We start from the raw sequence: 15,463 nt of genomic DNA, 5'->3' as shown, positions 1-15,463 counted from the left end.
GTTCGTCATCGGTGGTCAGCTCGCCTTGCCCAGCGCTCGCTGGACGAGGGCGGCGATGTCCAGTGCGTCGATCAGTTCCACGTCATCCGCCCCGCTGGGCACCGGTTCGTCCGGTACGTCGTCGTCCGCGTCGGCCAGACTCAGCAGGGTTTCCAGCACGCCCGCCTCCCTGAACCGGGCGATCGGCACGGACGCGAGGACCCGCCGCAGGTCGTCCTCCCGCCCCGGTAGGCCGTCGTCGGGCTCCCGGAGAAGCTCGGCACGCAGGTAACCGACCAGCGCCTCCGGCGTGGGATAATCGAAGATCAACGTCGCGGGCAGGCGCAGCCCGGTGGCCGCGTGCAGGCTGTTCCGGAGGTTGACGGCCGCCAGCGAGTCGAAGCCGACCTCCTGGAACGGCTGTCGCGGGCCGATGCCTTCCGCCCCGCCGTGGCCGAGGACCGTCGAGGCGTGCCCGCGGACCAGCCGGAGCAGGATCCGGTTCTGCTCACTGTCCGTCACCCCGCGCAGGGAGTCCGCGAGGGACGCGGTGGTGTCACTGCTCTCGGTGTCGGACTGCGACGCCGCCACGGCCGCCTGCGCCTCCGGCAGGTCCGCGAACAGCGGGCTGGGACGGACGGAGGTGAAGGCCGGGATGAAGGAGGTCCAGTCCATGTCGGCCACCGCCACGAACTTCTCGTTGTCCCGGACGGCCTGCACCATCGCGGTCATCGCCACCGACGGCTCCATCGGCAGGACACCGCGGCGACGGAGTTGGGCGAGCGCGGCCTCGTCCATGCCCACACCGACTTGGTTCAGCGCTCCCCATCCGATGGACGTCGCCCGGAAGCCTCTGGCCCGGCGCCACTCGATGAGGGCGTCGAGCACCGCGTTCGCCGCACCCGACGGACCCTGGCCGCCACCGCCCCAGACACCGGCGATCGACGAGAACACGACGAAGGCGTCGAGCGGGGTGTCCTCGAGCAGGCCGTCGAGCCACACGGCGGTCTCCACCTTGGCGGCGAACACGTCGGCGAGGTCGCGCTCACTGGTGTCGTCGACGGAGCTGGTCTGCGTGACGTCGGCGGCGTGCACCACGGCCGTGAGCGGTTGTTCCGGTACCGTCGCGGCCACCAGCGCGGCGATCGCGTCCCGATCGGCATCGGCGCAGGACTCCACCACGGTGTGCAGGCCGAGCCCGGCCAGTTCGGCGCGAAGTTCCGGCACGCTGTCGGCCGGCGCGTGTGCGGTGGTGGTGACGACGAGCCGGTCCACGCCGGCCTGCGCGAGCCAGACCGCCGCATGCCTGCCGAGCCCCTCGGCTCCGCCGGTCACCACGACCGTGCCCCGGGGCTGCCAGCGTCCGCTGGTCGCGGGCTCCGGCAAGGGCTTGCGGACCAGCCGCCTGCCGTAGCTGCCCGAACGCCGGATCGCGAGCTGATCCTCACCGGCGGTGTTCAGCACCCCGAGCAGGGACTGCGCCGTACGCACGTCGCTCGACGCGGGCAGGTCGACCAGACCACCCCAGCGATCGAGCCGCTCCAGGGCGACGGCGCGGCCGAGACCCCAGAGCGCGGCCTGGGCCGGCGCGGTCACGGCGTCCTGGATGCCGATGTTCACCGCGCCCCGGGTCACGCACCACAGCGGCGCGGTGACATTGCTGTCGCCCAGCGCCTGCACGAGCGCGAGCGTCGTCGCGGCGACGGCGGTCGGGTCCGGTGCCCGAGGGTCGAGGGCGAGCAGGGACAGCACGCCGGTCGGATCGTGGTCGGCGAGGACGCCGGTCAGCCGTTCGGCGAGACGTTCCCGGCCGCGGTCCCGCTCGCCGACCTCCAGCCGGATCAGGTCCAGCCCCTGTTCGGCCAGCCCGGCGAGAAGGGTGTCCTCGCCGGGTCCGGACGGCACGACGACCAGCCAGCGGCCGCCGGGCACGCCGGCTTCACCGTCGAGCGGTTGCCAGGTGACGTGGTAGCGCAGCTGCTCCGCGGTCGACATCTCGCGGCGCTTCCTCCGCCAGTCCGCCAGCACGGGCATGACGGCCTTCAGGGCGCCGCGCTGGTCGGCCGACGCCATCTCCAGCAGCTCGGCGAGGGAGTCCGGGTTGGCGTGCTCGACCGCGGCCCAGAAGTCGGAGTCGGCACCGTCGGCCGGGTCGGCCGCGTCGGCGCCCGCGTCCGCCTCGTGCAGCCAGTAGTGGCGGTGGTCGAAGGCGTAGGTCGGCAGGTCCACCCAGCCGGACCTGTGCGGGAGCATCCCGGACCAGTCCACGGCCACCCCGCGGACGAAAAGTTCGGCCATCGAGGCCAGCAACCGCGGCAGGCCGCCGTCGTCGCGCCGCAGCGACCCGACCACCAGAGCGTCGGTGACCTCGTTGACGGGTTGCACCAGCACCGGGTGCGCGCTGAGTTCCACGAACACGGCGTGGCCCTGCTCGACCAGGTCCGCCACCGCCGGACCGAAGCCGACCCGATCGCGCAGATTCCGGTACCAGTAGGCGTCGTCGACGAACCCGCCGTCCCCGATCCAGCCGCCGGTGACGGTCGAGTAGAACGGGATGGCCGGTGCCTGCGCGTCGATCCCGGACAGCACGTCGGCGAGGATGCCCCGGAGGTCTTCCACGTGCCGGCTGTGGGAGGCGTAGTCCACGGCTACCCGCCGCACCCGCACCCCCTGACCGGACAGGAACTCCAGTGCCTCGTCCAGCGCCCCGGCATCGCCCGAGACGACCACGGAGGAGGGGCTGTTGACGGCGGCCACCTCGACCCGCTCCGCCCAGGGCGTCAACCGCGCGACCAGGTCCTCCTCGGGCAGGGCGACCGACGCCATGCCACCGCGACCGGACAGCTTCGCGGCGATGGCCTGGCTGCGCAGCGCCGCCACCCGCGCGGCGTCCTCGAGGGACAGCGCACCGGCGACGCATGCGGCCGCGATCTCGCCCTGCGAATGACCGACCACGGCGTCCGGCCGTACCCCCACCGACGACCACACCGCGGCCAACCCCACCATCACGGCGAAGCTCGCCGGCTGCAGCACGTCGACCCGCTCCAGCAGCTCGGCGGCCGTCTCACCGCGCAGCACGTCCACCAGGGACCAGTCGACCCACGGCTCCAGCGCGGCGGCGCACTCCGCGATCCGCTCGGCGAAGACCGGCGACGAGTCCAACAACTCCCGGCCCATGCCGACCCACTGCCAGCCCTGGCCCGGGAACACCCAGACGACCTTGCCCGGCACGTCCACGCTACCGGTCACCAGGGCGGGACTGCGCTCGCCCCGCGCCAACGCTCCCAGTCCGGCCAGTGCCTCGTCACCGGAGCCGGCCACCACGACGGCCCGCTTGCCGAGCATCGCCCGCCCCGACACCAGCGCGCCGGCCACAGCGGCGAGCGGCACCTCGACGGAGCCCCTGATGAAGGACACCAGTCGGCCGGCCTGCCCGGCCAGCGCACCGGCGCTGGCCGCCGACAGCACCAGCGGCACCGCACCGGCCGCGGGGCCCTCCGCCGTGGCGGGCTCGGCCCGCTCGTCGGGCGCTTCCTCGATGATCACGTGCGCGTTCGTCCCGCTCGCGCCGAAGGAGGATACGGCGGCCCGGCGGGTGCGGTCGCCGCGTGGCCAGTCGCGCGGCTCGGTCAGCACCCGGACCGCCCCGGCCGACCAGTCGACCTCGGTGGTGGGCGTCTCCACGTGCAGCGTCGCCGGCAACACCTCGTGTCGCAACGCCTGCACCATCTTGATCACACCGGCCACTCCCGCGGCGGCCTGGGTGTGCCCGATGTTCGACTTCAACGACCCCAACCACAGCGGATGCCCGGCATCCCGACCCTGCCCGTACGTGGCCAGCAGGGCCTGCGCCTCGATCGGGTCGCCCAGAGCCGTCCCGGTCCCGTGCCCCTCCACGACGTCCACGTCGGCCGGTGCCAGGCCGGCACTCGCCAGCGCGCTGCGGATCACCCGCTGCTGCGCCGGACCGTTCGGCGCCGTCAGACCGTTCGACGCTCCGTCCTGGTTCACCGCACTGCCCCGCAGCACGGCCAGGACCGGGTGCCCGCGCTCCCGTGCCACGGACAACCGCTCCATCAGCACGACACCGATCCCCTCGGCCCATCCCGTACCGTCCGCGCCGTCCGCGTAGGCCTTACAGCGTCCGTCGGCGGACAGGCCCCGCTGCCGGGAGAACTCCAGGAACGCGTCCGGGCTGGCCATCACGGTCGCGCCACCCGCCAGCGCCATCGAACACTCGCCCTGCCGCAACGCCTGCGCGGCGAGGTGCATCGCCACCAGCGAGGACGAGCACGCCGTGTCCAGGGTCACCGCCGGGCCCTCGAAGCCGAACACGTAGGACACGCGACCCGACGCCACGCTGGAGGCGGCGCCGGTCATGAGATAGCCCTGGACGTCGTCGGGCACCCGGTGCAACCGGCTCACGTAGTCGTGGTGGACGATGCCGGTGAAGACGCCGACGTCGCTGCCCTTGAGCGACAGCGGGTCGATGCCCGCCCGCTCCAGCGCCTCCCAGGACGTCTCCAGCAGCAACCGCTGCTGTGGGTCCATCGCCAGTGCCTCGCGCGGCGAGATCCCGAACAGCGTGCCGTCAAACTGTGCGGCGTCGTACAAGAACCCGCCCAGGCGGGTGTAGCTCGTGCCCGGGTTGGCGGGGTCAGGGTCGTACAGCCCGTCGAGGTCCCAGCCCCGGTCGACCGGGAAACCAGCGACCGCGTCCCGCCGCTCCAGCACCAGGTGCCACAGGTCCTCGGGAGTGTCGACGCCGCCAGGCAGCCGGGTGCTCATCGCGACGATCGCGACAGGTTCGTCAGAGTGCGTGGCCCGGGCCGTCGGAGCGGGTAGCTCCCGGCGCTCGCCGAGCAGTTCGTCCCGCAGGTGGGCGGCGAGGATGGCGGGTGTCGGGTGATCGAAGACCAACGTGCTGGGCAGGCTCACGCCGGTGAAGTCCCGCAGCCGGTTCCGCAGTCTGACCGCGCTCAGTGAATCGAATCCGAGGTCCTTGAAGGCCTGCCCCTCGGCGAACGCTTCCGACTCGCGGTGACCGAGGACGGCCGCGATGCTCTCCTTGACCAGAGCCGTCACGACCCGAAGCTGCTCGGCCCCGGCCAGTCCCGCCAGCCGGTCCAGGATCGCCTCGCCCGCCGCCTCGCCCCGCGCCACCACCCGGCGGGTGAGCGGCACCGGCAGCGGCGCGGCGTCGGGCTCCACCCGGTCGGCGGTGCTGGCGTCGAGGGTCAGCGGGCCGACGGCGGCGACGGGTTCCCCCGCGGTGTCCGCCAACTCCAGCAGGTGCCGGCCGTCCCGGGTCGGCGTCGTCCGCAGGCGCAGGGCGACGGCCCCCTGCGCGTACACCGTCATGCTGGCGCAGGCGGACACATCCCGGTGATCGTCTCCGGCCAGGACGCGCAGCGCGGCGTCGAGGAGCAGCGGGTGGAGGGCGAACGTGGCGGCCTGGTCGGTCAGCTCGTCCGGCAGGGTGATCTCGCGCCCCGGCGGGTCCCGCAGGTCGAAGCTCGGCTGCGGCAGGCCGGGGAGCAGTACAGCGCGCGCGTGGCGGGTCCACGGCCCGCGCCGCCCACCGTCGAGCCTGCCGTGGACGGCGACGCCCCGGCGTCCGTCCAGGCCGGGAGCGTCCACGGTCACCCGCACCTGGGTGCCTCCGTGCTCCGACACCTCGAGCGGCGCCTCGACGACGATCTGGTCGAGGCTGCCACATCCGACCTCGCTCCCCGCCTTGACCAGCAGCTCGAGGAGCACGGCTGCCGGCACCCGGGTGGCGCTGCCGGGAAGAAGGCCGGGGCTGCGCGGCGACAGGCGGCCGGTCAGCACGAGGCCACCGGTGTCCGGTACCTCGATCACGGTGCCGAGTAGCGGGTGCCGGGCGTCGGTGGCACCGAGCGTCTCCGCGCCGCCCGTCGTGGTGTCGTCGGTCTCGGCCCAGTACCGCTGGTGCTGGAACGCATAGGTGGGCAGGTCGGTCCCCGCCCCGCCGGACCGCCGGCCGAGCAGCCCCGCCCAGTCGACGGCCACCCCACGCACGTGCAGCCCCGCGACCGCGGCCACGAGGTCACTGGCCTCCGCGCCGTCCTTGCGCAGGGCGGCGACGCAGGCCTGTTCCGGCGCGCCGAGCGTGCTGAGCACCATCGCGGCGAGGGATCCACCCGGGCCCAGTTCCAGGAAGGTCGTCGCGCCGTGCTCACCCAGCGCGGTGACCGCGTCGCTGAACCGGACCGTGTTGCGTGCCTGGTCGACCCAGTAGTCCGCGGTACCGAACTGCCCCTCCCGGGCGAGGACGCCGGTGAGCGTGGAGACGACGGGAAGGGCACTCGGCCGGAACGACAGGTCCGCCACGACGGCCCGGAACTCGTCGAGCATGGGTGCCATCAGCGGCGAGTGGAAGGCGTGACTGACCGGCAGTCGACGCGTCCGATGGCCACGACCGGCCAGCTCACCCGCCAGGGCGAGCACCGCGTTCTCGTCGCCCGAGAGCACCACCGAGTCGGGGCCGTTCACCGCCGCGACGCAGACCACGCCGTCGGCTCGGGCGAGCAGGGGCGCGACGTCGGCCTCGGTCGCCTGGACGGCGACCATCGCGCCGCCGGCGGGCAGTTCCTGCATCAGCCGGCCGCGCGTGGCGACCAGCTTGGCCGCCTCCGTCAGGTCCAACACCCCGGCGACGTGAGCGGCGGTTATCTCCCCGATCGAGTGGCCGGCGAGGAGGTCGGGTCGCACCCCCCATGACTCGACGAGCCGGAACAGCGCGGTCTCCAGGGCGAAGAGGGCAGCCTGCGTGTACATGGTCTGGTCGAGCAGTTCACCGTCCCCCGCGAACACCACGTCGCGCAGTGGACGCACCGGTTCCAGGTGCTGTTCGACGGCGGTGCAGGCGGCGGCGAACGCGGTGCGGAAGACCGGGAACGTCTCGGCGAGTTCGCGTCCCATGCCCGGCCACTGACTGCCCTGACCGGTGAAGAGGATGGCCAGCTTGCCGGTGACCGGGGCGCCGGACACGACCGTGGGACCGGTCCCGCCGCGCTCCATGGCGCTGAGATCGACCTCGGCCTGCCGCCGGTCGGCGGCGAGCACGACGGCGCGGTGCTCGAGTTGGGCGCGGGTGGTGGCGAGGGCGTAGGCGGCGTCGGCGAGGCGCACGGTGGGCCGGTCGCCGAGGAACCGGGCGAGCCGACCCGCCTGGCCACGCAGCCCGGCGGCCGTCCGCGCCGACAGCGGGATCGGGGTCGGGAGGCCGTCGGGCTCCGGGTCCGGCTCCGGGGTGGGGGTCACCGGCTGGTCGGGGGCTGCCTCGATGATGACGTGCGCGTTGGTGCCGCCGATGCCGAAGGACGACACCGCGGCCCGGCGGGGCCGGCCGGTCTCCGGCCAGTCGCGTGCCTCGGTCAGCAGCTGGACCCCGCCCGACGACCAGTCCACGTTGGTGGACGGGCGATCCACGTGCAGGGTCCGCGGAAGGACGCCGTGCCGGATGGCCATCACCATCTTGGTGACGCCCGCGACACCCGCCGCTGCCTGGGTGTGCCCGATGTTCGACTTGACCGATCCGAGCCACAGCGGTCGGCCGGCGGGTCGGTCCTGGCCGTAGGTCGCGAGAAGCGCCTGCGCCTCGATCGGGTCGCCGAGTGTGGTCCCCGTACCGTGTGCCTCGACGGCGTCCACGTCCGAGGTGCTCAGGCCGGCGTCGGCCAGCGCCCTACGGATCACCCGCTGCTGCGACGGCCCGTTCGGGGCGGTGAGGCCGTTCGACGCGCCGTCCTGGTTCACCGCTGATCCGCGCACCACCGCCAACACCTGGTGGCCCCGGCGGCGGGCCTCGGACAGCCGTTCCACCAGCAGCAGTCCCACGCCCTCGGACCAGCCGGTGCCGTCCGCTCCGTCCGCGAACGCCTTGCACCGGCCGTCGGGCGCCAGGCCGCCCTGCCGGGAGAACTCCACGAAGGTCTCGAGGGTGCCCATCACCATGACGCCACCGGCCAACGCCATGCTGCACTCGCCGCGGTGCAGCGCCTGGCTCGCCATGTGCAGCGCCACCAGTGAGGACGAGCAGGCGGTGTCGACCGTGATGGCGGGGCCCTCAAGACCGAAGTGGTAGGCGACGCGACCGGAGACGACGCTGCCCGAACTTCCGGTGAGCCGGAAACCCTCGAGGTCGGACGCCTGGTGCGTCCGCATGCTGTAGTCGTGGCTGTTGACGCCGACGAAGACGCCGACGTCCTGCCCGGCCAGCGTGGTCGGGTCGATCGCGGCCCGTTCGAACACCTCCCACGAGGTCTCCAGCAACAGCCGCTGCTGCGGATCCATCGCCAACGCCTCCTTCGGCGAGATGCCGAAGAAGGCCGCGTCGAACCCGGCGGCGTCGTCGAGGAAGGCGCCGTGACGCACGTACGTTGTGCCCGGGTGGTCGGGGTCTTCGTGGTAGAGCCCCTCGGTGTCCCAACCGCGGTCCCGGGGGAACTCGGTGACCGCGTCGACCCCGTCGACCACCACCCGCCACAGGTCCTCCGGACCGTGCACACCCGCCGGGAAGCGGCAGGCCATCGCGACGATCGCGATGGGTTCGTCGGTCGTCGCGGCGGGGACACCGGATTCGTCCTGGCGGCGGGATGCCCCACCGAGCAGCCTGGCGTGTAGGTGCTCGGCGAGCGCCGCGGGTTTCGGGTAGTCGAAGACCAGCGCCGGGGACAGGGTGAGCCCGGTCGCGACGGCCAACCGGTTTCGCAGTTCCACCGCCGTCAGCGAGTCGAAACCGGCGTCCTTGAAGGCCCGGCCGGGGTGGATCGCGTCGGCGTCTGCGTGCCCGAGCACCTCGGCGGCGTACCCGCGCACCAGGTCGAGCACCACCTCGGTGGCCTCGGGCTGGGTGAGATTGGCGAGGCGCTGGGCGAGCGACGCGGGGCCGGCCGTGACCCCGGCCGTCGGCCGTGGCGGCGGCGCCAGACCACGCAGCAACGGCGGTATCGGATCACCACCCGCCGCTGCCCTGCGCAGGGCGGGCACGTCCAGCTTCGCCGCGACCAACGTGTCGGCGGCGCCGAGGGTGGCGTCCAGGATCGCCATTCCCTCGGCGGCGGAGAGGCCGCTCATACCCGTGCGCCTGTTGCGGCCCAGGTCCGCGGCCCCCAGGTGCTCGGTCATGGTGCTGACCGGCGTCCAGTAGCCCCAGGCGAGGGACACCGCGGGAAGGCCGAGGCGGTGACGGTGACGCGCGATCGCGTCCAGGCACGCGTTGGCCGCCGCGTAGTTCGCCTGCCCGGGGTTGCCCAGCACACCGGCCGCGGAGGAGAACAGCACGAACGCGGCGAGGTCCAGGTCCCGGGTGAGCTCGTGCAGATGCAGTGCCGCATCCAGCTTCGGCCGCAGCACGGTGTCGACGCGTTCCGGGGTCAGCTCGGTGAGCACCCCGTCGTCGAGGACACCGGCCGTGTGCACCACGGCGGTGAGCGGATGCTCGGCCGCAACGGCAGCCAGCACGGCCTCGAGCTGGGCCCGGTCCGCGGCGTCGCAGGCGGCCACGGTGACGGACGCCCCCAGCGCGGTCAACTCGGCCTGCAGCTCCGGGGCACAGCCGCGCCGGCTGACCAGGACCAGGTGCCGGACGCCGTGTGCGGTGACCAGATGCCGTGCCGTCGTGGCGCCGAGTGTTCCCGTTCCACCGGTGATCAGCACGGTGCCGTCGGGGTCGAGCGGACGTCGCTCCTCCGGCGCGTCGGGCGAGACGCGGGCCAGGCGTGGCACCTCCGCGACGCCGTCGCGCACCCTCAGCTGCGGCTCGCCGCTGCGCAGCAGCGCGGGCAGCACGGACCGGGACGCCGTATCGAGGTCGGCCAACACGATCCGGCCCGGGTGCTCCGACTGCGCCGAGCGCACCAACCCCCACACCGCCGCTGCGCCGAGTTCGGCGCAGTCCCCGGTGACGACGGCCAGCCGGGTGTCCGCCAGGGCTGGTTCCGCGAGCCATGCCTGGAGCACCTCCAGGGCTGCGCCGGCCGACGCGCGGGGGTCTGCGGTGACGGCTTCGTACTGCAGGACGTCCGGGGCCACCGTGGCCGCGGCGGCCACGTCCTCGCCGGTCGCGACGGGCGTGACGGCGACGGCGCGGTCCACGACCGGCAGCGGCAGCTCGGTCCACTCGACGCGGAACAGGGCGTCGGGTGGCAGCCCACCGGAGATCCCCGCCTGATCGGGGGAGGCGGGCGTGCCGAGAACCGCGTCGACGGTCATGACGGGTTGCCCCGTGGCGTCGGTCAACGTCAGACCGGTCCCCCGCTGCGATGTCGGCCCCGGCCGCACCCGTAGTGCGGCGGCGCCGGAGGCCAGCAGGGTCACCCCGGTCCACCGGGACGGCAACGTGCCGTCCGGGATGACGGTGCGGGCGGCCGCGTCCAGCAGGGCGGGGTGCATCCCGTACCGGTCGGCGTCCCGAAGCGCTGCGCCGTCCAGGCCGATCTCGATGGCGGCCCCGGGCTCCGGGCGGGTCGACGGGGATGCGGCGGGGGCCAGTGTGCCGTGCGCGTGGCGCGTCCACGCCGCGTCCAGGGCGGTTTCCGCGGCCCGGGAGAAGATCTCCACGGGCCGTCGCCGCGTCTCGTCGGGCTCACCCACGATGGCCTGGACGTCGCGGCCGCCCCGTGCCGGCAGCACCACGGGAACGTCGACGGTCAGTTCGTCGACGACGGGGGTGGCGGCCAGGTCGCCGAGCCGGATGGCAACCTCCACGAGGGCCGCGTTCGGCACCAGGACGGCGTCCGCCACGAGGTGGTCGGCGAGCCAGGGGTGCGACCGCACCGACCATCTCGAGGTGGCCGCGAATCCGGCCGACCGCGGCGAGCCGACGACCGCACCCAACAACGGGTGATCAGTCGCCACCTGCCCCAGCGACGTCGCGTCGGTCGCCGATTCCGCCGGCGGTAGCCAGTAGTGCCGGTGGTCGAAGGCGTAGGTCGGCAGGTCCACCCAACCGGACCTGGGCGGGAGCATCCCGGACCAGTCGACGGCCACGCCGCGGACGAACAGCTCGGCCATCGACGTCAGCAGCCGCCGCGGGCCGCCGTCGTCGCGCCGCAGCGTCCCCGTCACCACGACATCGGTGTCGGGCCCGATCTCGCTGATCGGCTGGACCAGCACCGGATGCGCGCTGATCTCGAGGAAGACGCCGTACCGCTGGCCGATCAGGTGGGTGACGGCCGGTCCGAACCGCACCTGGTTGCGCAGGTTCCGGTACCAGTAACCGCCGTCGACCACCCCGGCGTCGCGGATCCACTCGCCGGTCGCACAGGAGAAGAAGGGAACGGCCGGCGCCTGCGCGTCGACGCCGGCCAGCGACTCGGCCAGCGCGTCCCGAATGTCCTCGACGTGCCGGGTGTGCGAGGCGTAGTCCACCGCCACCCGCCGCACTCGGACAGCCCCGTCCGCCAGCGACTCGAGCGCCTCGTCCAACGCCGGGGCGTCACCGGCGATCACCACCGACGAGGGCCCGTTGACCGCGGCGACCTCCAGCCGGTCCGTCCACGGCGCCAGCCGCGCCGCCACGTCTTCCTCGCTCAACGCGACGGAAGCCATGCCACCACGGCCCGACAACACCGAGGCGATGGCCTGACTACGCAACGCCACCACCCGAGCCGCGTCCGCGAGGGACAGCGCCCCCGCCACGCAGGCGGCCGCGATCTCACCCTGCGAGTGGCCCACGACCGCGTCCGGCCGCACGCCCACCGACGACCACACCGCAGCGAGTCCCACCATGACCGCGAACGTCGCCGGCTGCAGCACGTCGACCCGGTCCATCAACCCCGGCTCGGCGTCACCACGCAACACCTCCAGCAGGGGCCAGTCGATCCACGGCTCCAGCGCGGCGGCGCACTCGGCCACCCGCTCGGCGAACACCGGGGACGACTCGAGCAGTTCCCGGCCCATCCCGGCCCACTGTGTCCCCTGCCCCGGGAACACCCACACCACCTTGCCCTCGACGTCGGCGCGGCCGGTCACCACGCCGACCGCGGGTTCACCGCGCGCCAGGGCACCCAGGCCGGTCACCGCCTCACCGGCGGAGCCGGCCAGCACGACGGCTCGCTCGCCCAACACCGCCCGGTTCGACGTCAACGCACCGGCCAGGTCCGCCATCGGCGGCCCGGCCTCCGCCACGAACGCGGCCAGCCGACCCGCCTGACCGAGCAGCGACGCCGTGCTCCGCGCCGACACGACCAGCGGCACCACGCCCACCCGGGGCGCCTCGTCGGCTGCCGGTTCCTCGGGCGCCTCCTCCAGGATCACGTGGGCGTTCGTCCCGCTGACCCCGAACGACGACACCCCGACCCGGCGCGGACGACCGTCGCGCGACCAGTCACGCGCCTCCGTCAACAGCCGCACGGCACCCGCGGACCAGTCCACTCCGGGAGTGGGCGCGTCGACGTGCAGCGTCGCCGGCAGGATCCCGTGCCGCAACGCCTGCACCATCTTGATCACGCCGGCGACACCCGCGGCCGCCTGCGCATGCCCGACGTTCGACTTCAGCGAGCCCAACCACAGCGGACGCCCCGGGGCACGGTCCTGACCGTAGGTCGCCAGCAACGCCTGCGCCTCGATCGGATCACCCAGGGTGGTCCCGGTGCCGTGCCCCTCGACGGCGTCCACCTCGGACGGGGAGAGCCCGGCGGCGGCGAGAGCCCGGCGGATGACCCGCTGCTGCGCCAGACCGTTCGGCGCCGTCAGGCCGTTCGACGCGCCGTCCTGGTTCACCGCGCTGCCCCGCAGCACGGCCAGAATCCGATGCCCGCGCTCGCGGGCCGCCGACAGCCGCTCCAGGACGACCACACCCGCGCCCTCGGCCCAGCCGGTGCCGTCGGCGGCGGCGGCGAACGCCTTGCACCGTCCGTCGGGTGCGAGCGCCCGCTGGCGGGAGAACTCCACGAAGGTGCCGGGCGTGGCCATCACCGTCGCACCGCCGGCCAGCGCGACGGAGCACTCGCCCTGCCGCAACGCCTGCGCGGCGAGGTGCATCGCCACCAGTGACGACGAACAGGCCGTGTCCACGGTGACCGCCGGCCCCTCGAAGCCGAACACGTAGGAGATCCGGCCCGATGCCACGCTGGCGGCCGACCCCGTGGTCACGAATCCTTCCAGTTCCGGAGCGTCGGTGCCGACTCCGTAGCCGTGACCGAAGACGCCGGCGAACACGCCGACGTCGGCGCCCTTCAGCGACAGAGCGTCGATGCCCGCCCGCTCCAACGCCTCCCACGAGGTCTCCAGCAACAGTCGCTGTTGCGGATCCATCGCCAGCGCCTCGCGCGGCGAGATCCCGAAGAATCCCGCGTCGAACAGCCCCGCCTCGGGCAGGAAGCCACCCTGACTCGCGTACGAGGTGCCTGCGCGGTCTGGGTCGGGATCGAACAGACGGTCAAGGTCCCAGCCCCGGTCGCCGGGAAACTCGGCGACGGCGTCGACTCCGGCGGCCACCAGGTTCCACAGGTCCTCCGGACCCGTCACGCCGCCGGGGAGCCGGCAGGCCATCCCCACGATGGCGATCGGCTCCGCGGGGTCGGCCACCAGGACCGGCTCGGCGACCAGCCGGGTGATTCCGAGAACCTCGGCCCGCAGGCAGGACGCCAGCGCCATCGGGGTGGGATGGTCGAAGACGACGCTGGTCGGCAGCCGCAGTCCGGTACTCGCCGTCAGCCGGTTGCGCAGGTCGACGATGGCCGCGGAGGTGAGGCCCTGGTCACGAAACGCCCGGTCGGCCGGAACCGCGTCGGGCCCCGGCTGGCGCAGCACCGACGCGGTCTGCGTTCGGACCAGGTCCTCCAGCAGCGCCAGCTGCGCCCGTTCGTCCAGCCCGGACAGCCGATTGCGCAGGGCCGCCGCGATGGCGGCGTCGGGCTCGTCCACGCTCAGCTGCGCGTCGTGGTGATCCACTGCCACGTACACCAACCGACCGGTCTGTTCCGCCAGGAGCCGCCGCTGGACCTTTCCCGACGCGGTCCGGGGGATACTCGTGACCTCATGGACCTGATGCGGCACCTTGTAGGCGGAAAGCCGCTCGCGGCAGCGGGTCAACAGCGACTCGACGTCGAACCCGTCCGGGCCGGGGATCACGTACGCGACCGGCACCTCGCCGAGAGTGTCGTGCGGCACGCCGGCCACCGCGACGTCGGCGACACCCGGGACGGTCCGCAGCACCGCTTCCACCTCGGTGGGGTGGATGTTCTCCCCGCCGCGGATCACCAGCTCCTTGATCCGGCCGCAGACGGTGACGTAGCCCGCGTCGTCGCGGCGGGCCAGGTCGCCCGTGCGGAACCAGCCGTCGCGCATCGCTTCGGCGGTCGCCTCCGGGCTGTTGTGGTAGCCGACCATGACACCCGGCCCCCTGACCCACACCTCTCCCTCCGCGCCGGTGGGAAGGTCTCGCCCGGTGGTCGGGTCGACGATGCGGACCCCGACACCCGGCACCGGCAATCCGCAGGACCCGGCGACCCGCGGGCCGTCCGGCGGGTTGATGGTGATCGCTCCGCAGGTCTCGGTGCTGCCGTAGGCGTCGACCAACGGCACCCCGAAGGTCTCTTCGAACTCCCGGCGCAGCCCGGCCCCGAGGACCGCTCCTCCGGCCAGGCCGATCCGCAGGCTCGGTGCGGTGAACCCGTGCCGCCTGGCGGCAGCCACCAGCTGCTGGTACGTCGTGGGCACACCGGCCAGGAACGTCGACTGTTCCTGGTGTAGCGCCCGCATCACGTCCTGCGCGGAACTGCCGTCCATGATCCGGGCGGTCGCGCCGACCACGGTGACGGACAGAACGCAGGCGATGTGCGAGAGGCTGTGGAACAGCGGGAGCGGCCAGAGCACCCGGTCCTGGTCCGTCAGCCCGGGAATCGGCACGTAGCACGAGGCGACGGACCAGAGGCAGTTGCGCTGCGTCGAGAGGACACCCTTGGGCTTGCCGGTCGTCCCCGACGTGTAGAACATCCAGGCCACGTCGTCGAGGCCGAGGTCGTCCCCGGCTGGCTGGTCCGGTTCGCTGACGGCGAGCTCGTCGTACGACAGCGCTCCCGCCGGGACGTCACCCGCCACCACCAGCGTGAGGTGCGGCATCGGCCGGAGCCGCTGCGCCTGGACGGCATCGGTGATGACCACCGTGGCGCCGCTGTCGGCCAGCAGGTACTCCAGCTCCGCCTGCGCGGCGGCGGGGTTGAGCGGCACCCCGACGGCGCCCGCGCGCACGACCGCCAGGTAACTCTCCACGGTCGACACCGACTGGCGCAGCCAGATGGCCACCCGGTCGCCGCGCCGGACGCCGAGGCCCGTCAGGTGCCCGGCGAGCCGACGCGTCCGCGCCTCGAGGTCGGTGTACGTCACCGCTCTGCGGTCGTCCTCGAAAGCCACCTTGCCGGGAAAGCGGGCCGCGTTCTCCTGAAGTGCGACGGGCAGCGGCTTGATGAGGTCGGTTCGCACGGCGTGGTAGATCCTTTCGAGCACTCGGGGA

1 protein-coding gene is annotated in these 15,463 nt (G+C 73.4%); it reads right to left on the bottom strand.

Annotation, left to right across the window (positions count from 1 at the left end):
* Window positions 1–15 precede the first annotated feature (15 nt).
* The gene (locus QTQ03_RS26690) at window positions 16–15,432 is read right to left on the bottom strand and encodes a type I polyketide synthase (protein ID WP_353890617.1); all 15,417 of its coding nucleotides are present in this window, start codon (window positions 15,430–15,432) and stop codon (window positions 16–18) included.
* Window positions 15,433–15,463: the final 31 nt, after the last annotated feature.

The sequence above is a fragment of the Micromonospora sp. WMMA1363 genome (genome assembly GCF_030345795.1).
GTDB lineage: Bacteria > Actinomycetota > Actinomycetes > Mycobacteriales > Micromonosporaceae > Micromonospora.
This window is presented reverse-complemented; position numbering and strand designations above follow the sequence as displayed.